Below are 24,426 nucleotides of genomic sequence, written 5' to 3' on the forward strand. Positions count from 1 at the left end.
AGATGTGTATAAGAGACAGCCGCCCAGCGGCGTGATGTGATCACGCTCCGTCAGGAGGTTCTGCACCTCCAGCAAGGCCGCACCGGCGATGATCATCACCGCCACGCCCAGCCAGGCCGCACGCGTGACCTTCATCTTGGAGTGGAGTTTGCACACACCGAACCACGTCATGCTGAACGGCAGCAGATAAGCCGCGAAACCCATCAGCCAGAGCATGTGCCCGGCCGCCAGGGCCCCGATGCGGCCCACAAAATTGTGCGTCACCTCCCCGGAAGACTCCGACAGGGCCAGAAACGACCACGACGGCATGTCACGCGGATCATACGACACCAGCGCCAGCAGCAGCATGGCCGCCACCATGAGCAGCATGATGCCGTGTACGTCGTTCCAAGGACTGATTTTCTCGTCCGTGGAACGGGCACGCGGAGGTCGGGAGGCAACAGCGGCGGCTCGGCTCATGGCAATAACGGGCAATTCTGCCAGACGATATTATTTAAGGCTACTGAAATATTTGGCTTGCCTCAATTTTGTGAATCGGCTTCGATGCTGCCCAGCGTTGAAGCTTGACCGTGAAAAACCTCGCGAACATCTTCAGCCGTCGTTTTGTGACACCACACCCATGAAAAACACACTCGCCCTCACTCTCGCTGCCGCGCTCGCTCTCGGCCTTTCCGCCACCTCCACCACCAGCGCCCAGGACGCAGGCAAAGTGGATTTCGAAAAGCAAATTCTGCCCATCCTCAAGGAAAGCTGCTTCAAGTGCCATGAGAAGGAGCACGAGGAGAACGGCAAGATCAAGAAGCCCAAGGGCGGCCTCCGCCTCGACGGTGCCGCAGTCATCATGAAGGGCGGCAAAGAGTATCCAAACGAAAACGTGGTCGCCGGCAAGCCGGATGCCAGCTGGCTCGTGAAGACCATGGCCCTGCCAGATTCCGACGACCTCGCCATGCCTCCTGAAGGCAAAGGTGATCGTGTCAGCGCCGCCAACATCGACCTGATCAAAAAGTGGATCAGCGAAGGCGCGAACTTCGGTGCCTGGAAAGGCGTCGAGTAACCCATTTGACCTCACATCTCACCACGGAGGGCGGAGCCACGGCTCCGCCTTTCTTTTTCCACCATGAACGCCCCCTTCCGCTTCACCACCTGCCGGGCCGGCTCCGAAGCTGCGCTCAAGCGCGACATCGCAAGGCACTTCGGCGGCAAGCTGTCGCCTGCGTTCATGAAGCCGCAGTTCATCACGTGGAAAGTGCATGATCCGGCATTCCGGACTCCGCCCAGCCTCAGCCCCTTTGCCCGGGTCAGCGGCACTTCGCTCGGGCTGTGCAAAACCATCGATGAACTGGTCGATTTCGCCTGCCATCTGGCTACGAAGCCAGTCCGGCTGCACGTCTTTCCCCGCCTGACACCCGAAGATGGTGTCTCCGCTGCTGACTGGCAGCGAATCGACACTCTCGCTGCCAAAATCACTCAGGCTCTCCAACAGGCCGGCGTTCAATGCACCACCCGGCTGCCTTACGTTGATGGCGATCTGATTCTGGATGTCATCGTCGGCGAAACTGAGGCCGAGCCGCTCTTCGCCGGCTGGCACACGCATCAAGCCGGCCTCCACACCGAGCCCGGCGGCCTGCCACGCATCACGTTGCCCGACGAAGTCCCTTCACGTGCCTGGCTGAAATTGGAACAAGCCCTCGCCTGGCGGGGATGGGACAAACTCAACCTTCGAGGCCAGACCGCTCTCGACCTCGGTTCCGCTCCCGGCGGTGCCACTTTTTCGCTGCTCAGCCGCGGCATGAACGTCATTGGCGTCGATACCGGCGAAATGGATGCTCGGGTCTTCAGACTGGCCGAAACTCAAGCCGCGGTCTTCGAGCATTGGCGTGTGGCTGCTGGCAAGATCGACCTGCCATCGCTTCCGCAGGTCGATCTGCTCCTCTGTGACATCAATCTGGCCCCGAATCAGGTGCTTCCAATGATCGAGCGCATCCAGAGACACGCGCACGTTCCACGATTGATCCTCACTTTGAAGCTCAACACGCCCGCGCTCGAAGATCAGGCATGTCATTTCATCGAAGCCGCCCGCCACATTGCGCCAGCGCCGGTCTTCGCCACACAACTGGCTGGAAACCGTCGCGAGATCTGCGTCTGCGCCGGTTAAGCCCGCAGCGGCACCACTTTGCGGTCCAGATCATGCACCGCCTGGATGCGCCGGACGGTGCCGCTTCGGGCACGCATCAGGATGGAGTGCGTTTCCACCCGGTGCCCGAACAACCGGCAGCCTGGCAGCAGCGGGCTGTCACTGATGCCCGTGGCGCAAAACAGGGCGCTCTCGCCTACAATCAACTCGTCCACGCGGAAGACCTTTTCCAGTTCGCCAGCCGGCACTTGCGCGGCGACCTCCGCCCGATGAGCGTCATTGTGGAACCACATGCGGAGCTGCATGTCTCCCCCCAGGCATTTCAACGCAGCGGCGGCCAGGATGCCCTCTGGTGAACCACCCATGCCGACATAGAGGTCGCAGGTCGGCTCTGGCATCGAAGGCGCCACCGCCGCGGCAATGTCGCCATCCGTCACCATGCGGAGAGCCGCCCCCGTGCTGCGCACCTGCTCGATGATCTCACTATGACGCGGGCGATCCATCGTCACCACGACCAGATCGCGCTCACGTTTTCCCAAGGCCTCGGCCACAAAGGAGATCACCTCCTTCAGCGGCATGTCGAGAAAACAACGATCGCCACGGCCTTCCAGAGCCTTCTTCACCGCAGGACCGTAGGCAATCTTGTGGCTGTAGAAACTCGGCAGGCTTTTCATCGCACAGGGAGCCCCATCCGGGATCTGCGCCGCGGCGATGACTGAGACGCTGTTGGGCAACCCCTTGGCGATGTTCGTCGTGCCGTCGATGGGATCGAGCGCGATGTTGAACCGCGGTGAACCATCCCGCCAGGTGCCCAGCTGCTCACCAACAAAGATGCCCGGAGCATTGTCCTTGATGCCCTCGCCGATCACCACCTCCGCCCGGATGTCGAGAATGTCGAAGACGCCATAGATCGCGCTGCACGCAGCACCGTCCGCCAGTTCCTTCTCCCCACGCCCCAGCCAGTGAATGGCCTGCAGCGCCGCATTCTCAGTGGCACGCACAAATTCAAACTCCAGCACCCGTTCGAGGTCTCGTGTGCTGCGCAGTGGGGGAAGGCTTGAGGACATGGCTATGTGTGGATTCACGCTAGATGCGGAAGCCAGGATGCCAAGCGACAACCACTGCCCAAAATTTGCGAACCAAACCCGTCACCGCTGGCACTTCGGGCAGTAAAAGGTCGAGCGCTGTCCCTGGACGATCCGTCTGATCCTGGCTCCGCACACGCGGCACGGCTCTCCTTCCCTGTCATAAACACGCAATGTCTGGGCGAAGTAGCCTGGTTCCCCGCTCTCGTTCAAAAAGTCACGCAAGGTGGTGCCCCCCATCTCGATCGACGCGGCCAGCACCTCACGAATCGCGGCGACCAGTTTCTCAAGGCGAGGACGCGTGACCTTTCCTGCCGGTTTGCGCGGATCAATGCCCGCCATGAACAGCGCCTCGCTCGCGTAGATGTTGCCGACCCCGACGACCACGTGCGCGTCCATGATGACCTGTTTGATCGCGGCCGTCTTGCCTTGGCACGCCGTGTGCAGTTGGGCTGTCGTGAAATCGTCTCCCAGCGGTTCCGGCCCCAGTTCCCGCAGCAACGCATGCTCTGCTGGATTCCCCTGAATCCACAACGCGGCTCCAAAGCGGCGCGGGTCATGAAGCCTCAGTTGCTTCCCTGAATCGAGCGTCAGGGCCAGGTGATCATGCTTCCTCCAAGGCGTGTCCGGCGGCAAGATGCGCAGATTCCCTGACATGCCGAGATGGAGCAGCAGGGTGCCCTTTGCAGTGCCAAACAGCATGTATTTGGCACGGCGCACGCCCGAATCGATGCGGCACCCTTCAAGTTCGTGAATCGTGTCCGGCACTGGCCAGCGCAGGCGCTTGTCCCGCACGATCACCTCTCGCACCCGTTTGCCGATCAGGTGCGGCGAGACACCGCGCAGCGTGGTTTCGACCTCGGGAAGCTCAGGCATCGGTCACTTGCCTTCCAGGGCCTGCTCCACGGCACGCCAGGCGAGCATGGCGCACTTCACACGCTGGGGGAACTTCTGCACGCCTTCGAGGAGCACGAGTTCGCCCAGCGCGTCCTCATCCTGCGGAGCGCCATCGCCCATGACAATGCGCCGGAAGTCCTCGCGCATGCTGGCGGCTTGGTCCTTCGACTTGCCTTTGATCTTCTGCGTCATCATCGACGCGCTGGCCTGGCTGATGGCGCAGCCCTGCCCCTTGAATTTGAGATCTTCGATTACGCCGTTGTCGCCGAGGCGGAGCCAGACGTCGATTTCGTCGCCGCACGAGGGATTGTCGCCATGCGCGTGAAGGCAGGGCGGCGGGAGCTCGCCATGATTGCGAGGATTGCGCGAGTGATCCAGGATCACCTGCTGGTAGAGGTCACGGAGTTCGTCGGAGAGAGGCATTCAGGTGAAGAATTTGCGTGCGGCATGCAGCACTTCGACGAGGCGGTTGATCTCGTCGATGGTGTTGTAGAAGTAAAAGCTGGCACGGGTGGTCCCTGGCACCTTGAACCGCTTCATCAGCGGCATCGTGCAGTGGTGGCCGCCGCGCATGGCGATGCCGTGGCTGTTGGCGAACTCGACGAGGTCATGTGGATGCGCCCAGTCGAAGTGGAAGGCCACCAGCGAGCCACGCGGCCCGGATTGCGGCCCGAGGATGCGGATGTCCGGCACCTCCCTCATCTGCTGCACGGCATAATGGGAGAGATTGGCGTCGTGACGGTGGATGTTCTCCATGCCGACGGCCTCCAGGTAGTCGATGGCAGCGCCAAGGCCGATGACTCCGGCGATGTCCGGTGTGCCCGCTTCAAAGCGATGGGGCGGCTGTTTGTAGGTGCTGCCGTCAAGACGCACCTCCGCGATCATCTCGCCACCGCCGTGCCAGGGCAGCATCCTTTCCAGCAACTCCATGCGGCCATACAGCCCGCCAATCCCGGTCGGGGCACACATTTTGTGCCCGGAGAAGACGAGGAAATCACAGCCGAGGTCCTGAACGTCGATCGGCAGATGCCCCACGCTCTGGGCACCATCCAGCAGCGTCACCGCGCCGACGGCTTTGGCCCTGGCACAGAGTTCCTTGGCCGGATTGATCGTTCCGAGGGAGTTCGAGATGTGAACGAAGGCGAACAACTTCACCTGCTCATTGAGCAAGGTGTCGATTGAGGCGGGATCAAGCGTGCCGTCGTCGAGAACCGGGATGTGTTTGAGCGTGGCTCCGGTGCGCTGGGCGAGGAGCTGCCATGGAACCAGATTGCTGTGGTGCTCCATGCCGGTGTAGAGGATCACATCCCCCGCTTTCAAGTTCTGCGCGCCCCAGGTGTTGGCGACGAGATTGATCCCTTCGGTCGTGCCACGGGTGAAGATGATCTCATCCTCCGACGCGGCCCCGACGAAACGCGCCACCTTCTTGCGTGCCGCCTCGAAGGCCTCCGTCGCCCGGTTGCTCAGCTCATGCAGGGCGCGATGGACGTTCGCGTTGTCCCGTTCGTAGTAATGCGAAAGCGTGTTGATCACCGCCCGGGGCTTCTGGCTGCTTGCGGCGCTGTCGAGATACACCAGCGGATGGCCATGCACCTGCTGGTCGAGCACAGGAAAGTCGGAGCGGATGCGATGCCAGTCCATGTCTTGGAGGAGATTAACGCGCAGATGAGGGTTCAAGACGCAAATTCAAGCCATGCACAGGGGCTTCCCCGAAGTGGAAGCCCATGGCGGATGAAACAGTGAGGCTCAGACGTCCTGAAATCATGGGAGACGTCCCCCTTAACCATGCATGCCCCACCCCGCAATCCGAAGATGATCAGTGTTTGAATGCCAGGCCACTGCTGACCTGACGTCCTGGGGGCATCATGCCGCGTGGCCCTTTTTCTTCGATCTCCCGACCGCGCATCTCGACGGTTCTGTCCCCCTGCTGCTCCTGCTTGTCCACCAACATCAGCAGCGGAGCCAGCCTCAGGGCCGTGTTGATGAGCTGGCAACTGCTGAGGAGCAGGCAGGCGGTCACGGCGAGGGCGATACGGATTTTGCGAAACATTTCATCGCGTGTGTATCACAGACGCCAGAGTGAGTAAACCTTTTTGCTGGATGTGCTTCATGCAGAACGGACAAGCTGCACAGACATGCCACTCCAATCCTGCAAAAGTTTGTGCGGTTGAGCAATGCGGCAACCTCCGTCATACTGCCTTTATGTTCGATGAACTCGCCATTCTCAACGGCTCGCGGCTGATGCTTGTGGCGGGCATCAGCTACACGCTGTGGTCACTGCATGGCATTTTCTGGCGTGGGTGGAGTGTGGGAACGCTGTTCTTCTGGATGTGGTGGGAACTGCTACTGAGCGGCCTCTCGATGATCCTGCTTGTTCACCGTTGGCATCGGTTGAATGGCATGGTGCCGGGGCATGGCGATGGAGCCGGAGGCACGGCTGTTTCAGTCCTCATCGGGCTTGGCCTGGGAACGATGTTCACTCTACAGACGCTGGGCGCGGAACACATCACTGCTGTGGAAGGCACCTTGCAGCCCTTTCTGGAGGCCCGGCAGCCGATGATGGCCTTCATTGCCTTTGGCATGCTGCTGGTTCACCTCCTGATCGCCCACGGGAGGCGCTTCACGCTGAGTCCGAAAGCACAACTCGTGGCCCCGCTCTACAACCGGCTTGTTCCCATGCTCGGCATCTATGCTGTGGTCATATGCGACCACCACTGGCGAGGGCTGCATGAGATCGATGACAGCCGCTACCATCAGCTACTCATGGGTGGAACTCTGCTGGGCCTCAAACTTTTCCTGGAAGGCCGGACCTTGCTTCGCCAGACGCGAAACGACCGCTCATGAGCAGCTTCGACGCAAAGAATCCCTACGTTTTCCCGCCCGTTCGGCGCTGGGATGCGCTAAGGCTGCGGAATGTCCCTGCTCGAACGCCTGTTTTCCATCGGCCCCGTCCGCAAAGCCCTCTGGCGCATGTGGTATCCCTTCCTCACCCGGCGGCTGCGGAGTGAGGAGGTGGTGTTCTTGAACTACGCCTTCGAGACCGATCCGGCGGTGGGTTTGCGGCTGGAGCTGGGCGACGAGGTGAATCGGGGGAGCATCCAGCTCTACCATCACGTGGCATCGCAGGTGGAACTGCAAGGGCGGACGGTGTTGGAAGTCAGTTGCGGTCATGGCGGCGGCGCATCGTGGATCACGCGCACGATGCGGCCCGCAGCCTACACCGGGCTCGATCTGAACCCGTCAGGCATCCAGATGTGTCAGCAAAAGCACCGGATTCCCGGGCTCACCTTTGTGCAGGGGGATGCACAGCGGCTGCCTTTCGCGGAAGCGTCGTTCGATGAGGTGATCAATGTGGAGGCCTCGCACTGCTACCCAGATTTTCCCGGCTTTCTGGCGGAGGTGGCACGGGTGCTGAAGCCGGGCGGTCACTTTCTCTACGCGGATTTCCGCTTTGCCCCGGACATCGGCGAATGGGAAGCCGCCATCGAGGGATCGACGCTGAGAAAACTTCAAACACGCCACATCAGCGCCGAGGTGCTGCGCGGCATGGACATGAACGCCGGGCGGAGCGAGGCGCTGGTGGTGCAGCGACTGCCGAAGTTTCTCCACAGCCTGGGCCGCGACTTCGCCGGCATCCCAGGCTCGCGGGTCTATGAGGCGCTGCGGACAGGCGAGCTGTCGTATCGATCCTGGTGCATGCGTCGCGAGTGATCGCGGCACTCAGGCGGTGACCTTTTTGACGAAACAAGCCTTCAGGCCGATGGCGATGCCGCCCATCTTGCAGGAGATCTCGTGATCGCCATCGACGAGGCGGATGGGTTTCGACTTCGTGCCGACTTTGAGCACGTCTGAAGAGCCCTTGAGCTTGATGTCCTTGATCATCGCCACGATGTCGCCATCGGCGAGAACGTTGCCATAGGCATCCTTCACGACGCGTTCCGCATCCTGGGCCTCGGGTTTGGCGTCTTTCGGCCACTCGTGGCCACAGGTCATGCATTCGTAACGTTCAGCGTGGTCCAGAACGTCATTCATTTCACACATCGGGCAGGCAGGGAGGCTCATCAGGCGCGGATGAGACACCCGAACACGATCGCACACAACCCAAGGCTTGGTCGTGGCAGCGATTCGAGCGCATTACACCCGCCTCAGCTCAAATTTCGCAGTGCTGGGATCATCTGCGGGCGTATTGGAAGACAATCATCACCGCTGGAGGTTGCGGCTGGCGCTCTCCGGCATTTCATGGCTCATCATGTCTTTATTTCTCCAATTCGAACAGACGGGCAATCCCGCCGAGGTGCTCAAGCTCAGCGAACGCCCCGTCCCCCATCCGGAAGGCCACGAAGTCCGCGTGCGCATGCGCTACGCGCCGGTCAATCCGGCGGATCTCAACTTCATCGAAGGCACCTATGGCCGCGTGGCGCATCCGCCGTGCATCCCCGGTCATGAAGGCTGTGGCGAGGTGGAGGAGGTCGGCAGCGCGGTGACGTCGCTCGCCAAAGGCGATGTGGTGATCCCCTTGCTCGGCGCCGGCTGCTGGACGCAGCATCTCATCGCTGAGGAGCGATACTTCGCCAAACTGCCGCCACAGATCGACCGCGTGCAGGCCAGCATGCTCCGGATCAATCCCGTCACCGCCTGGATGCTGCTGAAGCACTTCGTCAAACTCGATGAAGGCGAATGGGTGGCCCAGAACGCCGCCAATTCCGGCGTGGGTCGTGCGGTGATCCAGCTCGCGCGTCATTTCGGCTTGAAGACGATCAATTTCGTCCGCCGTCCGGAACTGATCGACGAATTGAAGTCACTCGGCGCTGACGAAGTGGTGCTCGACAACGACGAAGGTGTCGCCGAGGCGAAGAAGATCGCAGGCAAAGAGGGCCTGCGTCTTGCCTTCAACGCCGTCGGTGGTGACAGTGCGATCCATTTGATGGACGTGCTCGGCTCCGAGGGCACGCACATCACCTATGGGGCGATGAGCCGTCGCAGCCTGAAGGTGCCGAACAAGTTCCTCATCTTCAAGAATCTGCAGCTTCGCGGTCTGTGGATCACGAAGTGGCTGGAGAAGGCCAGCAGCGCCGAACTGGCCGCCGTGCTCGACCCGCTCACCACTCTCATTGAGAAAGGCGATCTCGTGACCGCCATTGATGAAATCGTGCCGCTGGCCGATTTCCAACAGGCCATCGTCCGTGCGCAGCAGGGCTCGCGTCAGGGCAAAGTCATCCTCGACCTCGCCTGACACCGATGCGCGTTCTGATCACCAATGACGACGGCATTCACGCGCCCGGATTGCAGGCCCTGGAGGCTGCTGTGGGACAACTGGGCTGGGAATCGACCATCGTGGCCCCCTTTGCCGAACACAGCCAGTGCGGCCACAGCGTGACGACGCATCAACCGCTGAAGGTCGAGCCGCTGGGGCCGCAACGCTACGCCGTCCACGGCACACCCGCGGACTGCGTGCGTATCGCGTTGTTCGCGCTCGATGTGAAGCCGGATCTCGTGCTGTCGGGCGTCAATGCCGGGGGCAACATGGGGCAGGACCTGGTGATTTCCGGCACAGTCGCCGCCGCGCGTGAGGCGGCCTATCACGGGGTGCGTGGCTTTGCATTGTCCCATTACATGATTCGCACACTGCCGGTGAATTGGGACCGCACTGCGGTGTGGGTGACACGCATTCTGGCGGAGATGCAGGCGCAGCCGCAGCCGGAGAAGACCTTCTGGAACATCAACCTGCCGCATCTGCCCCCCGGCGACGATGAACTGCCGCCACGTGTCCCGAGCCACCCCGCACGCTCGCCCTTGAATGTCTCATACATCCAGGACGGCAAGGGTTACGTTTACTCGGCGTCCTATGCTTCCCGGCCGCGTGATCCCGGCTCGGATGTGGAGGCCTGCTTCGGTGGAAACGTCGCCGTGTCGCTGCTGCACGTATGACTGAACACAGGGGCCGCTTTGGGTGACCATCGAGTCGCCGCCTTGACATCCGGGGTGATTGCATGCCCTAAGTAGCCCCCCTTTCCCCCAGCCCTGCTTCCATTCACATGCCCAAAGCCCTGATCATTGCCGAGAAGCCCAGTGTCGCCGCCGATCTCGCCCGCGCTCTCGCCAAAGCCCCCGGCATGAAGCCGTTCACCAAGGAAAAAGACTGGTATGAGAACGAAACGCATGTGATCTCCTCCGCTGTCGGCCATCTGCTGGAACTCGGCATGCCGATGGTGAATGGGAAAAAGATCGGCTGGGGATTCACCAGCCTGCCGATCCTGCCGGAAAAGTTCGACCTGAATCCGATCGAGAGCAGCGAGGACCGCTACAAGGTGCTCACCAAGCTGATCAAACGCAAAGACATCGACGAACTGATCAATGCGTGCGACGCCGGGCGTGAAGGAGAATTGATCTTCCGCTACATCGTCGATGCCACCGGCACCACGAAGCCCATCAAGCGGCTGTGGATGCAATCCATGACGCAGGGGTCAATTCTTGACGCTTATAAGAAGCTCCGCAGCGACGAGGAGATGCAGCCGCTGGCCGATGCTGCCAAATGCCGCAGCGAATCCGACTGGATCGTGGGCATCAATGGCACGCGTGCCCTGACCGCGCTCAATTCACGCCACGGCGGCTTCCGTCTCACGCCCGTGGGGCGCGTACAGACCCCCACGCTGTCGATTCTGGCCAAACGCGAACGCGAAATCGCCGCGTTCGTGCCGCGGACCTATTTTGAGGCCATCGCGCTGTTTGAAGTGCCTGCGGGCCGCTATCAGGGCCGTTGGATCGACGAAAGCTTCAAGAAGGACGAGAACGACGAGCACAAGAAGGCCGAGCGTCTCTGGGATCTGGGCACTGCGCAGGCGATTGTGGATCGCTGTACCGGGAAGCCGGGCAAGATCGAGCAGACCACGAAGCCTGCCCGCCAGGCCGCTCCCCTGCTCTACGACCTGACCAGCCTCCAACGCGAAGCGAGCAATCGTTTCGGCTTCTCAGCCCGCCGCACCTTGCAAATCGCCCAGGCGCTGTATGAGAAGTTCAAGGTGCTCACCTATCCGCGAACGGATTCGCGCCACCTGCCCGAGGATTACCTCGGCACCGTCACCGGAACGCTGAAGACCTTTGCCAGCCATGACAGCCGCAAGCAGGACGCGCTGCCGCATGAGCTCGGCACGCATGCCGCCACCGCGCTGGACAACGGCTGGGTGCGCATGAACAAGCGTGTTTTCGACAACAGCAAGGTCAGCGACCACTTTGCCATCATCCCGACGGGACAGATTCCACCGAAGGAGCTGCCTGAGGCCGAGCAGAAGGTGTTCGACATGGTGGCCCGCCGCTTCGTCGCGGTGTTCTTCCCCGCCGCGGAGTTTGAAGTGACCACGCGCATCACACGCGTCGGCCAGGATGCCTTCAAGAGCGACGGCAAGATCCTCAAGGAGCCCGGCTGGCTGGCCGTTTACGGCAAGAAGGCCGCCGAAGAAGCTGCCGAAGGTGATGACAATGCCGCCAAGCTGCTCGTGGCGGCTGAAAACGGCGACACGGCGAGCACGCTGGACGTCGAAGTGAACGAATTGCAGACCAAGCCGCCGCCCCGCTACACGGAAGCAACCTTGCTCTCCACCATGGAAGGCGCGGGCAAGTTCGTGGAAGACGAGGAACTGGCTGAAGCGATGAGCGAACGCGGTCTCGGCACTCCGGCGACTCGTGCGGCGATCATCGAAGGCCTGATCATGGACCGCTACATTGAGCGCGTTCAGCGTGACATGCACGTTACGCAAAAAGGCCTCGCTTTGATCGACCAGATCAGCGCGATCGGCATCGATGCGCTCAGTTCTCCGGAAATGACCGGCCAGTGGGAGTACAAGCTGCGCCAGATGGAGCACCGCGAACTCGATCGCGAGAGCTTCATGCGCGACATCCGCCACGTCACCAAGCAGGTCGTGGAGAAGACCAAGGCGTACTCCAAGTCGGTGAAGGAGAAAGTCTATCCCGACTTCCAGGCCGTCTGCGGCGTGTGCGGGAGCAAAGAAGGTTACAAGCAGACGGAAGAGTTCTACGGCTGCAAGAACGCCAAGTGCAAAGTGCGCGTGTACAAAACGGTCGCCAGCCGGCCGATGAGCGACGACGAGATCCGCACGCTGATTGAAAAACGCTTTGTTGGCCCGCTGGAAGGCTTCCGCAGCAAGAAAGGCAAGGAATTCAACGCAGGCCTGCAGATCAAGGATGACATGAAGGTGGCCTTTGTCTTCGAAGGCAACGATCCGGACGCCATCAACTGGGACGAATGCCCGGTGATCTGCGCCTGCCCGGTGTGCGCCAAAAAAGGCCGCCAGAGCAGCATCTACGACACCCCGGACGGCTACGCCTGCAAACTGGCCCTGACCGAGTCGGGCAAATGCAACGCCCGCTTGCCGAAGCAGCTCTGCAAAAAGGACATCACGCCGGAGAACGCGCGCGAATTCTTCGAAGGCGGCAAAACCTCCCTCATCACCGGCATGATCTCGAAGCGCGGCCGTCCGTTCAGCACCTTCCTCGTGTGCACACCGGGTGAAAAGCGCATCATGAGCTGGGAATTCCCGCCACGTGAGCCAAAGCCGAAGGCACCGAAGAAACCTGCCGGAGTCAGGAATCGCGGTTAGTTATGCCGGTTCCTGCTTGGTCTTGATCAGGTGCGCGTATTTGACCTTCCAGTCGTCTGGGAGGCGGGCTGGCCTGCCCTCGGGCATTTGCACCAGCGCCAATGACTGGCGGCAGGTGATGAGCAACGCATTGTCCTCCGCACGACGCATCTCAAAGGCACACCAGAAACGCACACGTTCGACGCTTTCGAGCCGTCCGTGAATGATCAGTTCGTCACCAAGCTTCGCCGGCTTCTTGTAGTCGATCTCCGTGCGGACGACGACCGGAAACAGCCGGGTTTCCGCCATTTCACGCAGTTTCATGCCAAGCAAGGCCGCCAGACGCGTGCGGGCGGTCTCGATCATGCGCAAATAGGCGATGTTGTGGACCACACCGCCGCAGTCAGTGTCGAAAAACATGACCTCCTCGCGGGTTTCTATGGTGGGAGTGAGTTGCATGTCAGTTCAGCGCCGCACGAACCGCATTTTCATCAATGCCACGCAACTTGAACACGCGCAGCACGGTGTCTTCGATCAGATTGTTCGGGCACGAAGCCCCGGCGGTGATGCCGATCATCAGAGGGCCGTCACCCGCGAGCTTGGTGGAGTAGCTTTCCTTCTCCGCCTTCGAATGAAGGTCAAAATGCACGATCTGCTCCAGAGATTTGAGGCATTCGGCGGTGCGGATGAAGAACGTCGGCAGATGCTGCTCACCGATTTCAACGAGATGGGTCGTGTTGGAGCTGTTGTAGCCGCCGACGACGAGCAACACATCGAGCGGCTGCTGCAACAGGCCGAACAGGGAGTCCTGACGCTCCTGGGTGGCTCCGCAGATGGTGTCGAAGACCTGAAAGTTTTTCCCGCCCGTCTCGGCACCATCACGATCCAGCACGGCTTGCTTCAGGCGACGCTGAACCTCTTCTGTCTCCGATTTCAGCATCGTGGTCTGATTCGCCACACCGATGCGGGTGAGGTGCAAATCAGGATCGAAACCGACCGAGCGCGCTGTGGGCGGAAAACGCCTCAGGAATGCCTCTTTGTCACCACCGTTGCGCATGTAGTCACAAACGTAATCGACATCGGCCAGGGTGAGAACGACGAGGTAGTTGCCCATGCCGTCGTCACCCATGGCGCGGGATGAAGTCGCCCGGGTTTCCTCGTGCGAGGCCTTGCCGTGAATGATCGAGGTGAAGCCAGTTTTGGCATACTGACGCACACGCTTCCACACGCTCATCACGTCACCGCAGGTCGTATCAACCACCAGGCAGCCTCGTTCGGCGATAAGCTTCATCAACCGAGTTTCAGCGCCAAAGGCCGGCACGATGACGACGTCTTCATTGGTCAGCGTGGACACCACCGCCTCATGGTCGCTATTCGGAATGCTGACCACGCCCATTTCGGTGAGTTGCCGGTTCACCTCCTGATTGTGAATGATCTCGCCAAGGAGAAAGACTTTGCGGTCGGCAAACACCTTCCGCGCGGCATAAGCAAGGTCGATGGCGCGCTCCACCCCGTAGCAGAAGCCGAAATCACGCGCGAGGCGCACCGTGGTGGTGCCCACAGTCAGGACGCTGTCCTGAGCCCGGATCTTTTCGACAATGTGACTGCGATAGTGCGTCTCGACCTCTGCCTGCACGCGCTCCATGACCTCCGGGGTGCGAACGTTCACACGGCGGGCGGCTGGAGCGGGCGTTGGGGCGGACATTGCGATGGGGACGGATCGGACGACGCGCGGGAATCAGTAGTACATCTTGCCCTTGGCGGCGTCTTCAAAGACCTTGTTGCTCATCATGTACGAATCTGGTGGGTCAGCGAGACTGCTGTCGTCCAAGGTGGGCAGCGTTTTGCCGATCGTGGCATCTTCGGGATGGCTCTCGGCGATGTGGAGCGGCGTTCCGCTGCGCACCATGCTGAAGATCTTCTGAGCCGACTTGATCGGCAGACGCACACAGCCGTGCGTGCAGGGATAGGGCTTCACCCAGCCCCAATGCATGCCGTAAGCCGACTTGAACTCCATCCAGAAAGTCATCGGATAGCCCGCACCTGGATTGCTCACGCGGCGACGGTTGGCCACTTTGCTGTAAATGGTGAAATTGCCCTTCGGCGTCGGGCTGCTGGCGGTGCCGACGGAGCAAGGCGTGGCCAGCAGCACCTCGTTTCCTTCCATCACATAGACCCGCTGGGCGCCAGTGCTCAGCTTCACCCGCACGTTTGCGGGATTCTTCACCGCCTTGGCAGGCGGGTCGAAAGTGTAGGAGTAATTGCCTTTCTTGACCTGCGCACAACTGCTCAAGGAGGCGACGAGGCCGGCGACGGCGAGGAATTGGATGGAACGAGCGAGGAGGGAGGACGTCTGGTTCATGCAGGCGGCGGACTTAGCACACGATTCCCCGTGCTCCACAGATTTTCTTTGCACTCGCGGCTGTTGCGAGGAAGTCGAAACTTTACGCCTGTCTTCGCGTTTATCGTGCCCAATGCCCACCCCGACCTTGATCGATGTTCTTGTCCGCACCGCAGCCAGCGCCGGATGTGAGGAACCCACCCGCCTGCGCCATGCCCTTGAGATTGCAGCGGACAAACGGCAGCCGTTGCTCGACGCCGTGGTGGACAGCAGCATGGTGGATGAGGATCGCTTTTTCGCCCAACTGGCGACCGGACTGGGCATGCCCTATGCCGAGAATGGCATCTCTGACGCGGCCGAGGGTCTGCATTCACGCTTTCCCGCCAAACTGGCATTGCGTCATCGCATCTGTCCCGCGCAAGCGGCCGGCAGCGAAGTGACGATCCTCACTTACAACCCGTTTGATCTCAACGCCCGTCAAGCCGTGGGCCAGGAGTTGCGCAAACGAGTCCACTGGCAGATCGCACCGCGTCATCGCATCCTGGAAGCTCTTCACCAAGGCTACGGTGTCGGCGCAGAGAACTTCGAGGAGCTGCTGGAAGGCCGCGAGGCCGGTGACGACCACGACGATCTCAAGCAGGAGACCACGGTGCTCGACGAGGCCGACGAGGAGGCCACGGTGATGAACTTCGTGAACCAGATCTTCCGCGAGGCGCTCAAGGAACGCGCCACGGACATCCACGTGGAGCCGCTGGAGCGCGATCTGCGCATCCGCTACCGCATCGACGGCAAACTGATCGAGGTTCCGGTGCCGCCAAACATGCGCCTGCTGCAAGCGTCCCTCGTTTCGCGCCTCAAGATCATGGCGCACCTCGACATCGCCGAGCGCCGACTGCCCCAGGACGGCCGCATCAACCTCGAACTCGATGGCGAGCCGATCGACGTTCGCGTCGCGACCATCCCGAGCGTGAACGGCGAATCCGTCGCCCTGCGTTTGCTCACGCGGAAGAAGTTCGACATGACGGCGCTCGGTCTCGACGACAAGACCGAGGCCATCATCCGCAAACTGATCGCCAGCCCAAATGGAATCATCCTCGTCACTGGTCCGACTGGAAGCGGCAAATCCACCACGCTCTACACGCTGCTGAAGGAGCTCAACACCAAGGACCGCCGCATCGTCACGATCGAGGACCCGGTCGAAAACAAGCTCGATGGCGTCGTGCAGATCGCCGTGAAGCCGGAGATCGATCTCACCTTCGCCGCCGGATTGCGCAGCATTCTGCGTGGCGACCCGAACGTGATCATGGTCGGTGAAATGCGCGACCAGGAGACCGTCGAAATCGCCATCCGCGGCGCTTTGACGGGCCACTTGGTATTTTCCACGCTGCACACGAATGACGCCGTCGGTGGCATCTCCCGTCTGCTCGACATGGGAATCGAACCCTTCATGATTTCGTCATCCGTGCGTGCCTTCCAGGCTCAGCGCCTCGTCCGCACGCTCTGCGGCAACTGCAAGCAGCCCGCCCATCACGAGGAAAGCCATCTGCGGTCCATCGGCTTCCCTCTCGAATGGAAGAACAAGCTGTTCAAGCCCGGCGGCTGCCGTTCCTGCCGCAATACCGGCTTCACCGGCCGTCTGGCCATCATGGAAATCTGCCAGATGACCGAGGCGCTCCAGGACAAGATCAACCAACGCGCCAACACCATCGAATTGAAAGCCCAAGCGCTCAAAGACGGCATGGTGCCGATGCGCCAGTATGGATTCCGCAAGGCCGCGGAAGGCGTCACGACGCTCGAAGAAGTCATGACAGTCACTGCGGCGACGGAGTAGTCTTGAATTGATCGAGGACCCAATTTAAGACCCGCTCATGCCCGCCTTCAGCTACACAGCGCTCACCGCCACCGGTCAGACGGTCACCGGATCCATCACGGTCGGATCGCGGGCTGAGGCGTTTCGGAAGATCGAGGCGCAGGCGCTGACGCCGGTGAAGGTCACGCAGGATGAGAAGGCGGAGGCCGCGAAAGCCAAAGCAGCGGCGGATGAAGGACCGGTGCGGTTGAAACGGGCTCAGTTGATCCTCTTCACCGAAGAACTGGCCGACCTGCTCGATGGCGGCCTGCAGATCGACCAGGCCTTCCGCGTGATGCAGGAACGGCAGGAGGCGGAATCACTGCGACGGATCGCCTCCACGATGCGCAATGAGCTGCGCGAAGGCTCCACCGTCGCCAAGGCCTTGAAGAAGGCCTCACCAAGCTTCGACGAGCTGTATTGCAATCTGGCGGCCGCTGGCGAGGTCAGCGGTTCCTTGCCGAGCATTCTCCGCCGTCTGGCGACGAATCTGAACGTCATGGCCGACCTTCAGGCCAAGGTGACCTCGGCGATGATCTATCCCGCCTTCCTCATCGGTGCCTGCGTGGTGCTCATGATCGTGTTCATGACGTTCATGGTGCCGCAGATCACCGATTTGATGGCGAAAAACGGCCAGCAACTGCCTGCGGCCACCCAGTTGCTCATCAGCTTCAACCATTTCATGGCTTCGTGGTGGTGGGTCATCGCGATCGCGATCACGGCCATCTTCCTGACCTTCCGCGGCTACATCTCCAGCCCCGCCGGACGCATGTGGTGGGACGAGACCCGTCTGAAGCTGCCACTGTTCGGCGCGATCATGAGCATGCGGTTTTACGCGCAGTTTGCCCATTCTCTTGGCAATCTGATCACCAACGGCGTCCCGTTGCTGAACAGCATCCGGCTCGTGTCGAAGATCTCGGCCAATGTGTTCATCCAGGACCTGCTGGCGAAGGTCACGGCCATGGTTTCGGAAGGTTCACCGCTTTCCACCGCCCTGCGCAAGGTCGGCAGCTTCCCGCTTCTGCTGGCGGACATGATCGCCGTGGGAGAGCAGACCGGCCAGCTCGGCAAATCGATGGAAAAATGCGCGACCCGTTACGACAAGGAGCTCGACAAACGTATCAAGCGCATGACGGCGATGATCACGCCGATCATCCTCGTCATCATGGCCGTGATGGTAGGCACTGTGGCCTACTCCATCGTCGCCGCCATCGCCCAGAGTGTCACCGGCATCCGCCGGGGATAAAACGGCCCAAAGTTTCAGGTTTAAAGTTTCAAGTTTGGGACATCTTTCCACATCGCTTCTCATGAAAATCGAACAGCACACACCCGTCATCCGCCGCTCCGCAGCCTTCACGCTCATCGAGATCGTGATCACCCTGACCATCATCGCCATCCTCGCTTCCGGCTCGATTTACCTGCTCAAGGGCCAGATCGACTCCGCCAAGGACACACGTGTGGACAGCGACATCCAGGGCATCGCCATCGCCCTGCAAACCTACGAATCCCGCGCCCTGAGGAAACCCACCACGGAGCAGGGTCTGCGTGCGCTGGTGGAAAAGCCGACCATCGAACCGATCCCTGAGAACTATCGTGCGTCGCTCAAGGACATGCCGAAAGACCCGTGGGGCCAGGAATACAAGTACCGCATCCCGCCGCAGAAATCGAAGGACGAGTTTGACCTCTGGTCCGTCGGTCCGGACGGACAGGACGGCACGGAAGACGACATCGGAAACTGGAAGAAAGTCTCGAAATGAAAGTCGGAATTCGGAATGCGGAATTCGGAATGGCGGGCGCATGCAGGCCCACTCCGCACTCCGCACTCCGCATTCCGCATTCCGCGGCCTTTACGCTCATCGAGATCATCATCGCGCTGACGATCGTCGCCGTGCTGGCGGCGGCTGCGGTTCCGATGCTGAAGGGCTTCCGCGACGAGCGTCTGGCCCGCGAACCCGTCGCCAAGCTGGTCCAACTGGCCCGCGAGGTCAGAATGCGCGCGATGACGGAGAAGCGGCCGTATCAAATCGCGTTTCATGGCAAGGGGTTCACCGCCTCCCGCTACTTCAATCCCTACCTCCAGTTGGCCGAGCTGGAGGACTTCATCGCCACGGCGGAAAATCCCCCGCCGGACACCGACACGGTCGATAAAACCGATCTGGACAACGGTGGCGGCCTCACCAAGACCACAGAACTGCCGCTGGCACCACCTGCCCCCAGGTATGACGAGCATTGGACGGAGAGGTATGACATGCCGGCCGACATGAAGTATGCGATCGAGTACTGGTATGACACCGAGCCGTTGTACATTGAGGGCGACCTTGTGAAACTCTGGGTGTTCCAGCCAAGCGGCATCTGCACTCCGCTGAAGCTCCACATCGAGCGGGATTCCGCCACGTTTGATGTCGAGTTCGGGGCGCTGACGGCCGACATCGTCAAAGAAAGCGTCGATGTGCGATGAAATGCCCGCCTCCATCCCGCCGCCCCGGCTACATCCTGTTCGAACTGGTGCTCGCGCTGGGCATCTTCGCCATCGCGGTGCTCGGGCTGGCCAAATCGCTCAATCAGGCGCTGGAGACGGCCAATCTGCTCCGCCGTGACCAGATCATCCGCATCGGCATGCGCAATTTTCTCGAAGAAGTCCGCCGCAAGCCCCTGGCCGAGATGAGCACCAGCGCCATGGACACCACCTACGGCATCACCTACACCAGCTCCACGGAGCCCGTGGCCCTGAAGACGACCAACGGCAGCATTTTGAGCGACATCCACAACCTCACCGTCGTCGCGACGTCCAGCTTCAACGAAGTGCCGCAGGAGGACACCCTCAGCGTCTATGTTTACAAACCGGCGCAGAAATAGACGGCCCGCGGCCTTCACCCTGATCGAGGTCGTGATCGGCATCACGATCCTCTCCATGATCACGGTGACGCTGTTTGCGATCATCCGCGGATCGATGCGCGGGGCTTCCGAAATCGAGCAGATGCAGCGGGAGAGCGATGCCGTGAACCGTTTCATCGAATTGAGCCGCCGTACCTTCGCCACCCTGCCCAGCACGGCGACGCTGACGCTGAAGATGGTGCAGAACACCGAGCCGGTCATTCAGGAGCTGACGGTGGCCGGATCACCGGACTGTTTTCCCGTCGGCATGAGCCCGATCACGCTAAAGGATACCATTTTGCGCATCCGCCCGCATCCGGACGGCATCACGGATGAGAACAACATGCCGCTGCATTACCTGAGCCTGTCACGCTCCGACATCATCCCGAAGACGGATGACCAGCAGACCGGCATCCGGCAGGAAACGACCGGGCTGTATGCGCCCGATGAGGAAGGACGTTACTGGATGCCTTTGCTCCCGGATGTGGTGTCGTTCAAATGGCGGTTCTACGTGGAGAAGGAGGACACCTGGTATGAGGAGTGGAGCAAATCGGCCTGGCCGGACCTGATCGAGGGGCAACTTGTGCTCAAGAACCGCACCCTGCCCATCCGCATGGTTTACACCGCACCGGTGCTCACCATCACGGCCGGCCGCACGCCTTCGAGCAGCAGCAGCAGTTCCAGCAGCCAGAGTCAATCAAGCTCCACCAGCAGTGCCGGCGGCTCAGGCGGAGGTGGTGGTGGAGGCCCTGGCGGATCTCAAGGTGGACAAGGTGGAGGTGGCGGACCTGGTGGCGGTGGCCCCGGTGGCGGCCAGCCTCCAGGAGGAGGCGGTGCTCCCGGAGGAGGAGGACGTTGAAGCATGAAGAACCTGACGATGAACACGAGATGGACAGACCGGCCATTTGACCGCCGCTCCCGGAGCGGATCGGCGCTCATGCTCATGATCTGGGCCGTCCTTCTCATGTCTGTGACCGTGATGGGCGTGGTGGAGTACATCCGCTCCAGCGCACGAGAGTCGCTGCAGGCCGCTTATCAGTTCAAAGCCCTGCATCTGGCGGAAAGCGGCCTGGCTGTCGGATTGCACCCGAACACACGGCGCGGGGACGTGGTTTTGAAACAAAAGATTGGCCCGGACAGTGGCTTCGACGTGGTCATCAACTACGAAGGCGCCCGCATCCCGATCAACTACGCCACCGACGAGCGCCTGCGCGAGGCGATCTACAATCTGTTCATCTACTGGCAGCTCAACGCCGACCAGGCCGCCATCGCGGCCGATTCCCTGGCCGACTGGGTCGATAACGACAACACGCCACGCGCAAACGGCGCCGAGGCGGACTACTACCAGCAACTCGGCATTTACGACGCTCCGCGCAACCAGGGCTTCATCCGTGTGGACGAGATGCTCCTCGTTCGTGGCATGGATGCCGTGGACCGTCACAAACCGGAGTGGCGCGAGTATTTCAGCGTGTATGGCGAGGGGCAGATCGACCTGCGCACCGTTTTCAAGGACGTGCTGCTGGCGGTCACGGGCGCCTCTGAAAACGATGTGGCGCGCTTCATCTCCGAACGAGACGGCGCCGATGGCATTCCTGCCACGGAGGACGACCGCCGCATCCGTGACGAGGAGGCCTACCAGCTCCTCGGACTGAGCGGAGACCGCCTTGCCTCGATCCGGGGCATTGTGAACGATGACGACACGACCCTGCGCCGCATCACCAGCATCGGCTGGGTGGGTGACAAGCGCTCCAAGATCATCGTGGTGACCCGCAGAAACACGGAGACGGGGGCTGTCACCTATTTGGGAAGGATGGAAGAGTGATTCGAGGCCCGGACGAATCCCCCAAGCGGTCCGTCCACATTCGTCATTCTCCGCCGCAACTTCCCGGCCGCCCCCACGTTCTAAAAACGCCTTTTTAACACACCTGAATGTCCTTATCCGCCGCCACCCTGCTCCTTCCCGCTCCTGATGCCGCCTGGCGTGTTTGGAAACCGCGTGCGAATGCCAGTGCGGAGGCGGTGGAAAGCCCGGCAGAGACCTCGCACCTGGGAAAACCGCTCATCATCGGCCTGCCTGCCGCCTCCTGCCGCACCATCGGCCTGATTCTGCCGCAAACCGACAGCGAGTTGCTGGAGCAGATCATCGTCACGCAACTCGAGCGCCGGGGTTTCAAGCTGGAACAGGATTCCGCAGGGAAGAACTACCGCTGGCACCTGCTAGGCACCTCAGCCGGACAGAGCGTGATCAGTGTCGATCTTCTCGCCGATCCCTTCCCGCAGGCGCTCGCAGCCGAGCATGCCAGCGACTACACCGCCGCACTCCGTCTGGCGCAGCTTCCCGCCGGCCACCTGGTCATTGTGGAGGAACAGGGCGATCTCGTTCTGGCCGCCAGCCACCAGGGCAAGCTCTACCACAGTCACATTTTCGCCCAGGCACCGCTGAACGAAGAGACGCTGGCCTTGGAGATCACGCTGGCCCGCCTGAGCTTGGAGGCCGACCTTGGCGTCGGCACGATCGAGGGTGTGGCGCTGATCGGTGGCAGCTTCGACAAGACTCTTGCCACCCGTCTCAGTGATGTGATCGACCTGCCGACGCGAATCGTGGCCGAACTGGCACCGAACACGGCCCTGGACACCCGTTCGTGGACCAAAATGCTCCCGGCCGGCATCCGCCAGGCGCAAACGGCCAGCGTCCGCCGTGGCAAGATCACCCGCGCCTTGATCCTCGGCGGCATGCTGTATCTGTCCCTGGCCTTCCTGGCCTTCGCCTACCTGCGCTACCAGGAACAGCGGGCGGCCGAGCTTGCCGAGGAGGTGGCTCTCACCAGCGAACCTGCCGCCGCCGTGCGCAAGGCCAATGAACGCTGGAAAGCCCTCGCTCCGGCGATCGAACCAAAGCGCTACCCGCTTTTCCTGTTGGCTGAGATCAACCGCATCATGCCTGGCAGCGGCATCGTGATCCGCGAGTTCGAGGTGAAGGGCAGCGAGATCGAGATCCGTGGCGAGGCTCGGGATGCGCAGCTCGCCTTCCAGTTCATCGAGGACTTCAAAAAGAACCGTGTCCTCAGCCGCTATCAGTGGACGGCTCCGCGCCCGGAACTGAAAGGCACCACCGCCACCTTCCGCGCCCAGGGCAAGTTGCTCTGACCTTCCCAATTCATCGATCTCATACCTTTCCGCCCGAATGGCCCTCGCCCTGACCCAACGTGAAAAAAAGCTGCTCACCGCCTGCATTGGCGCCTTGCTGCTCATGGCCACGTTCATCCTGCTCAAGCAGTTCCTCGACCGCCGCACGGCCGCCCTGGCCAAGATCGCCTCGCTGGAGAGCGAGAAGCGCGAAAATGAGGGTTATCTGGCCGATCGTGAGTTCTGGGAGAAACGCGCCCGCTGGTTGAATGACACCATGCCTTCCACCGAGAGCCTCGGCACCGCCCAGGCCCTGCTGCTGGAGGAAATCCAGAACGTGGCGCTCGATTACGAGTTCTCCTTCCAGAAACAACCCGTGCTGCTGCCCGAATCGAACGACAGCAAGCAAAACGCCGCCGTTTATCGCGAAGCCGCCATCGAAGTGAGGCTGCGTGGCGACCAGACCAACGTGCTCGCCTGGCTGGCGACGCTGCAATCCCCCGAAAAGTTCCAGGCGATCAAGCAGATCGAGCTGGAGCTCGACTCCCGGGCCAAGGAAAAGACGCCGCAGGTGCTGTGCAACCTCGTGCTGGCCCGCTGGTTCAAACCCGAGAACGGATTTTGACCATGAAAGCGCTTTTCCTGATTTTCGGCGTCCTGCTGGGAGTGCTCCAGGCACAGGCCCAGGAGGCTGCCGCCACCACTGAACCGCCGCTCACCACGGCGGACCTCATTCCCCTTCCCGGGGATGATCTGAGCCCACCAGCTCCCGTCGTCGCCGCTGCCTCGGTTCCAGCGGATCCTGACCTGCCACAGCCGTTTGACCCGAACACGCTGACGGCAGTCGTCGAAAACTCCCCCTTCACCCGCATCGTCAGCGTCTCTGATTCGCTCGTGCTGACCGGCATGGCCTACGTGGACGGCAAACCCGTCGTCACCATCTTCGACAAGAACGCCAAGCAGTCCATCGTGGTGTCCGAGGAGCCGAACCTCAAAGGCTGGAAGCTCGTGGGAGCCCGCCCCTCGGACAAAATCGACTACGCCCAGGCACAGATCGCCATCGGCGGCGAAACCTTCAGCATCCGCCACACCACCCTGAGCAAGGACGACATGCGCAAGGACAAGAGCGAACGCCGCGACGGCCCGCCGCCCGGCGGCCCGCCTCCCCCTGGAGGAGAACGTTACAGCCGCAGCAATCGCGGCCCCAGCGAGGAGGATCGCAAAAAATACGAATCCCTCTCTGAGAAGGCGCGGGACAAATTCCGCGATGCCCTGCGGCAGAAATTCAGCGACGAAAAGTTCCGCAACGCCTCTGAAGAAGACCGCCGCACCGCCATCCGCAGCATCTTCGAGAAAATCGAGAAAGACGACCAAGGCGGGCGTTAAAGCAGCGCCAGTCCCGTCCTACCCGCTCCGGCAAACCTTTTGTTCCCACCCTCCCGCATGCATCGTCGTTTCTCCGCCCTGATCTCCCTCCTGGCCTCCGTCTCCATCGCCTCCGCTCAAAACGCCCCTGCCCCGCCAGC

The 24,426-nt window shown here is 61.3% G+C and carries 27 protein-coding genes; 17 read left to right on the forward strand and 10 right to left on the reverse strand.

Annotated elements, in window-relative coordinates; translation table 11 throughout:
* Positions 1-459 (reverse strand): DNA translocase FtsK 4TM domain-containing protein (locus IAE77_RS25410; protein ID WP_294232728.1); only part of this gene is annotated, 459 nt, incomplete at its 3' end.
* A gap of 160 nt (positions 460-619) precedes the next feature.
* On the opposite strand from IAE77_RS25410, the gene IAE77_RS25415 reads away from it, so the two are divergent.
* Positions 620-1,054 (forward strand): c-type cytochrome domain-containing protein, encoded by a 435-nt coding sequence (locus IAE77_RS25415; protein WP_294232731.1) that lies wholly within the window; start codon positions 620-622, stop codon positions 1,052-1,054.
* 63 nt (positions 1,055-1,117) lie between these two features.
* Positions 1,118-2,155: an SAM-dependent methyltransferase gene (locus IAE77_RS25420; protein ID WP_294232755.1), complete on the forward strand. Its 1,038-nt coding sequence runs from the start codon at positions 1,118-1,120 to the stop codon at positions 2,153-2,155.
* On the opposite strand, the gene IAE77_RS25425 is transcribed toward IAE77_RS25420, so the two are convergent.
* The 5 genes from IAE77_RS25425 to IAE77_RS25445 all read right to left on the reverse strand — a co-directional run bounded on the left by IAE77_RS25425 (position 2,152) and on the right by IAE77_RS25445 (position 6,166).
* Positions 2,152-3,201, reverse strand: a complete 1,050-nt coding sequence (locus IAE77_RS25425; RefSeq protein WP_294232758.1) for a fructose-bisphosphatase class II family protein — start codon at positions 3,199-3,201, stop codon at positions 2,152-2,154. The genes IAE77_RS25420 and IAE77_RS25425 overlap by 4 nt on opposite strands.
* Positions 3,202-3,282: 81 nt before the next feature.
* The gene (gene mutM / locus IAE77_RS25430) at positions 3,283-4,095 is read right to left on the reverse strand and encodes a bifunctional DNA-formamidopyrimidine glycosylase/DNA-(apurinic or apyrimidinic site) lyase (RefSeq protein ID WP_294232761.1); all 813 of its coding nucleotides are present in this window, start codon (positions 4,093-4,095) and stop codon (positions 3,283-3,285) included.
* 3 nt (positions 4,096-4,098) lie between these two features.
* Positions 4,099-4,539 carry a Fe-S cluster assembly sulfur transfer protein SufU gene (gene sufU / locus IAE77_RS25435; protein WP_294232764.1) on the reverse strand — a complete coding sequence of 147 codons (441 nt, stop codon included), beginning with the start codon at positions 4,537-4,539 and terminating at the stop codon, positions 4,099-4,101.
* A complete protein-coding gene (locus IAE77_RS25440) occupies positions 4,540-5,757 on the reverse strand; it encodes a cysteine desulfurase (RefSeq protein ID WP_294232767.1) in 1,218 nt (405 codons plus the stop codon).
* A 175-nt stretch (positions 5,758-5,932) separates the two neighbouring features.
* Positions 5,933-6,166, reverse strand: a complete 234-nt coding sequence (locus tag IAE77_RS25445; protein ID WP_294232770.1) for a hypothetical protein — start codon at positions 6,164-6,166, stop codon at positions 5,933-5,935.
* Positions 6,167-6,318: 152 nt separating this feature from the next.
* Between IAE77_RS25445 and IAE77_RS25450 the strand changes: the two genes are divergently transcribed.
* A complete protein-coding gene (locus tag IAE77_RS25450) occupies positions 6,319-6,960 on the forward strand; it encodes a hypothetical protein (protein ID WP_294232772.1) in 642 nt (213 codons plus the stop codon).
* A 69-nt stretch (positions 6,961-7,029) separates the two neighbouring features.
* The gene (locus tag IAE77_RS25455; RefSeq protein ID WP_294232775.1) at positions 7,030-7,827 is read left to right on the forward strand and encodes a phthiotriol/phenolphthiotriol dimycocerosates methyltransferase; all 798 of its coding nucleotides are present in this window, start codon (positions 7,030-7,032) and stop codon (positions 7,825-7,827) included.
* A 9-nt stretch (positions 7,828-7,836) separates the two neighbouring features.
* On the opposite strand, the gene IAE77_RS25460 is transcribed toward IAE77_RS25455, so the two are convergent.
* Positions 7,837-8,181, reverse strand: a complete 345-nt coding sequence (locus IAE77_RS25460; protein WP_345781020.1) for a zinc ribbon domain-containing protein YjdM — start codon at positions 8,179-8,181, stop codon at positions 7,837-7,839.
* 184 nt (positions 8,182-8,365) lie between these two features.
* Here IAE77_RS25460 and IAE77_RS25465 point away from each other — a divergent pair, with 184 nt between their 5' ends.
* The 3 genes from IAE77_RS25465 (at position 8,366) to IAE77_RS25475 (ending at position 12,731) form a co-directional block, all read left to right on the forward strand.
* Positions 8,366-9,349: a 2-enoyl thioester reductase domain-containing protein gene (locus tag IAE77_RS25465; RefSeq protein WP_294232781.1), complete on the forward strand. Its 984-nt coding sequence runs from the start codon at positions 8,366-8,368 to the stop codon at positions 9,347-9,349.
* A 5-nt stretch (positions 9,350-9,354) separates the two neighbouring features.
* Positions 9,355-10,044: a 5'/3'-nucleotidase SurE gene (gene surE, locus IAE77_RS25470; RefSeq protein ID WP_294232784.1), complete on the forward strand. Its 690-nt coding sequence runs from the start codon at positions 9,355-9,357 to the stop codon at positions 10,042-10,044.
* Positions 10,045-10,151: 107 nt separating this feature from the next.
* The gene (locus tag IAE77_RS25475) at positions 10,152-12,731 is read left to right on the forward strand and encodes a DNA topoisomerase III (RefSeq protein ID WP_294232786.1); all 2,580 of its coding nucleotides are present in this window, start codon (positions 10,152-10,154) and stop codon (positions 12,729-12,731) included.
* Here the strand turns inward: IAE77_RS25475 and IAE77_RS25480 are convergent, their stop codons facing one another.
* Genes IAE77_RS25480 through IAE77_RS25490 form a run of 3 tightly spaced genes read right to left on the reverse strand, consistent with a single transcriptional unit; the run spans position 12,732 to position 15,072 of the window.
* Complete coding sequence (locus tag IAE77_RS25480; protein WP_294232789.1) at positions 12,732-13,169, reverse strand: thioesterase family protein; 438 nt, start codon at positions 13,167-13,169, stop codon at positions 12,732-12,734.
* A gap of 1 nt (position 13,170) precedes the next feature.
* Complete coding sequence (locus tag IAE77_RS25485; protein WP_294232792.1) at positions 13,171-14,415, reverse strand: 4-hydroxy-3-methylbut-2-enyl diphosphate reductase; 1,245 nt, start codon at positions 14,413-14,415, stop codon at positions 13,171-13,173.
* 33 nt (positions 14,416-14,448) lie between these two features.
* Complete coding sequence (locus IAE77_RS25490) at positions 14,449-15,072, reverse strand: L,D-transpeptidase (protein WP_294232795.1); 624 nt, start codon at positions 15,070-15,072, stop codon at positions 14,449-14,451.
* A gap of 112 nt (positions 15,073-15,184) precedes the next feature.
* Between IAE77_RS25490 and IAE77_RS25495 the strand changes: the two genes are divergently transcribed.
* The 10 genes from IAE77_RS25495 to IAE77_RS25540 all read left to right on the forward strand — a co-directional run bounded on the left by IAE77_RS25495 (position 15,185) and on the right by IAE77_RS25540 (position 24,286).
* Positions 15,185-16,882, forward strand: coding sequence for a GspE/PulE family protein (locus IAE77_RS25495; protein ID WP_294232798.1), 1,698 nt, complete (start codon positions 15,185-15,187; stop codon positions 16,880-16,882).
* A 37-nt stretch (positions 16,883-16,919) separates the two neighbouring features.
* Positions 16,920-18,146, forward strand: coding sequence for a type II secretion system F family protein (locus IAE77_RS25500; protein ID WP_294232801.1), 1,227 nt, complete (start codon positions 16,920-16,922; stop codon positions 18,144-18,146).
* A 61-nt stretch (positions 18,147-18,207) separates the two neighbouring features.
* Positions 18,208-18,657, forward strand: coding sequence for a type II secretion system major pseudopilin GspG (gene gspG, locus IAE77_RS25505; RefSeq protein ID WP_294232805.1), 450 nt, complete (start codon positions 18,208-18,210; stop codon positions 18,655-18,657).
* Positions 18,654-19,358: a prepilin-type N-terminal cleavage/methylation domain-containing protein gene (locus IAE77_RS25510; RefSeq protein ID WP_294232808.1), complete on the forward strand. Its 705-nt coding sequence runs from the start codon at positions 18,654-18,656 to the stop codon at positions 19,356-19,358. The genes gspG and IAE77_RS25510 overlap by 4 nt, the downstream gene beginning before the upstream one ends.
* Positions 19,355-19,756 (forward strand): hypothetical protein, encoded by a 402-nt coding sequence (locus tag IAE77_RS25515; protein WP_294232811.1) that lies wholly within the window; start codon positions 19,355-19,357, stop codon positions 19,754-19,756. The genes IAE77_RS25510 and IAE77_RS25515 overlap by 4 nt, the downstream gene beginning before the upstream one ends.
* The gene (locus IAE77_RS25520; protein ID WP_294232814.1) at positions 19,731-20,633 is read left to right on the forward strand and encodes a type II secretion system protein; all 903 of its coding nucleotides are present in this window, start codon (positions 19,731-19,733) and stop codon (positions 20,631-20,633) included. The genes IAE77_RS25515 and IAE77_RS25520 overlap by 26 nt, the downstream gene beginning before the upstream one ends.
* An 84-nt stretch (positions 20,634-20,717) precedes the next feature.
* A complete protein-coding gene (locus IAE77_RS25525; RefSeq protein ID WP_294232817.1) occupies positions 20,718-21,596 on the forward strand; it encodes a type II secretion system protein GspK in 879 nt (292 codons plus the stop codon).
* 107 nt (positions 21,597-21,703) lie between these two features.
* A complete protein-coding gene (locus IAE77_RS25530) occupies positions 21,704-22,921 on the forward strand; it encodes a hypothetical protein (RefSeq protein ID WP_294232819.1) in 1,218 nt (405 codons plus the stop codon).
* Between the two features lie 37 nt (positions 22,922-22,958).
* Complete coding sequence (locus tag IAE77_RS25535; RefSeq protein WP_294232821.1) at positions 22,959-23,525, forward strand: hypothetical protein; 567 nt, start codon at positions 22,959-22,961, stop codon at positions 23,523-23,525.
* A gap of 2 nt (positions 23,526-23,527) precedes the next feature.
* Complete coding sequence (locus tag IAE77_RS25540) at positions 23,528-24,286, forward strand: hypothetical protein (RefSeq protein ID WP_294232823.1); 759 nt, start codon at positions 23,528-23,530, stop codon at positions 24,284-24,286.
* Positions 24,287-24,426 lie beyond the last annotated feature (140 nt).

This window comes from Prosthecobacter sp., assembly GCF_014879935.1.
Lineage (GTDB): Bacteria > Verrucomicrobiota > Verrucomicrobiia > Verrucomicrobiales > Verrucomicrobiaceae > Prosthecobacter.

Coding starts and splice junctions, on each gene's coding strand:
- IAE77_RS25415 (WP_294232731.1), top strand. CDS start 620: ATGAAAAACACACTCGCCCTCACTCTCGCTGCCGCGCTCGCTCTCGGC.
- IAE77_RS25420 (WP_294232755.1), top strand. CDS start 1,118: ATGAACGCCCCCTTCCGCTTCACCACCTGCCGGGCCGGCTCCGAAGCT.
- IAE77_RS25425 (WP_294232758.1), bottom strand. CDS start 3,201: ATGTCCTCAAGCCTTCCCCCACTGCGCAGCACACGAGACCTCGAACGG.
- mutM (WP_294232761.1), bottom strand. CDS start 4,095: ATGCCTGAGCTTCCCGAGGTCGAAACCACGCTGCGCGGTGTCTCGCCG.
- sufU (WP_294232764.1), bottom strand. CDS start 4,539: ATGCCTCTCTCCGACGAACTCCGTGACCTCTACCAGCAGGTGATCCTG.
- IAE77_RS25440 (WP_294232767.1), bottom strand. CDS start 5,757: ATGGACTGGCATCGCATCCGCTCCGACTTTCCTGTGCTCGACCAGCAG.
- IAE77_RS25445 (WP_294232770.1), bottom strand. CDS start 6,166: ATGTTTCGCAAAATCCGTATCGCCCTCGCCGTGACCGCCTGCCTGCTC.
- IAE77_RS25450 (WP_294232772.1), top strand. CDS start 6,319: ATGTTCGATGAACTCGCCATTCTCAACGGCTCGCGGCTGATGCTTGTG.
- IAE77_RS25455 (WP_294232775.1), top strand. CDS start 7,030: ATGTCCCTGCTCGAACGCCTGTTTTCCATCGGCCCCGTCCGCAAAGCC.
- IAE77_RS25465 (WP_294232781.1), top strand. CDS start 8,366: ATGTCTTTATTTCTCCAATTCGAACAGACGGGCAATCCCGCCGAGGTG.
- surE (WP_294232784.1), top strand. CDS start 9,355: ATGCGCGTTCTGATCACCAATGACGACGGCATTCACGCGCCCGGATTG.
- IAE77_RS25475 (WP_294232786.1), top strand. CDS start 10,152: ATGCCCAAAGCCCTGATCATTGCCGAGAAGCCCAGTGTCGCCGCCGAT.
- IAE77_RS25480 (WP_294232789.1), bottom strand. CDS start 13,169: ATGCAACTCACTCCCACCATAGAAACCCGCGAGGAGGTCATGTTTTTC.
- IAE77_RS25485 (WP_294232792.1), bottom strand. CDS start 14,415: ATGTCCGCCCCAACGCCCGCTCCAGCCGCCCGCCGTGTGAACGTTCGC.
- IAE77_RS25490 (WP_294232795.1), bottom strand. CDS start 15,072: ATGAACCAGACGTCCTCCCTCCTCGCTCGTTCCATCCAATTCCTCGCC.
- IAE77_RS25495 (WP_294232798.1), top strand. CDS start 15,185: ATGCCCACCCCGACCTTGATCGATGTTCTTGTCCGCACCGCAGCCAGC.
- IAE77_RS25500 (WP_294232801.1), top strand. CDS start 16,920: ATGCCCGCCTTCAGCTACACAGCGCTCACCGCCACCGGTCAGACGGTC.
- gspG (WP_294232805.1), top strand. CDS start 18,208: ATGAAAATCGAACAGCACACACCCGTCATCCGCCGCTCCGCAGCCTTC.
- IAE77_RS25510 (WP_294232808.1), top strand. CDS start 18,654: ATGAAAGTCGGAATTCGGAATGCGGAATTCGGAATGGCGGGCGCATGC.
- IAE77_RS25515 (WP_294232811.1), top strand. CDS start 19,355: ATGAAATGCCCGCCTCCATCCCGCCGCCCCGGCTACATCCTGTTCGAA.
- IAE77_RS25520 (WP_294232814.1), top strand. CDS start 19,731: ATGTTTACAAACCGGCGCAGAAATAGACGGCCCGCGGCCTTCACCCTG.
- IAE77_RS25525 (WP_294232817.1), top strand. CDS start 20,718: ATGATCTGGGCCGTCCTTCTCATGTCTGTGACCGTGATGGGCGTGGTG.
- IAE77_RS25530 (WP_294232819.1), top strand. CDS start 21,704: ATGTCCTTATCCGCCGCCACCCTGCTCCTTCCCGCTCCTGATGCCGCC.
- IAE77_RS25535 (WP_294232821.1), top strand. CDS start 22,959: ATGGCCCTCGCCCTGACCCAACGTGAAAAAAAGCTGCTCACCGCCTGC.
- IAE77_RS25540 (WP_294232823.1), top strand. CDS start 23,528: ATGAAAGCGCTTTTCCTGATTTTCGGCGTCCTGCTGGGAGTGCTCCAG.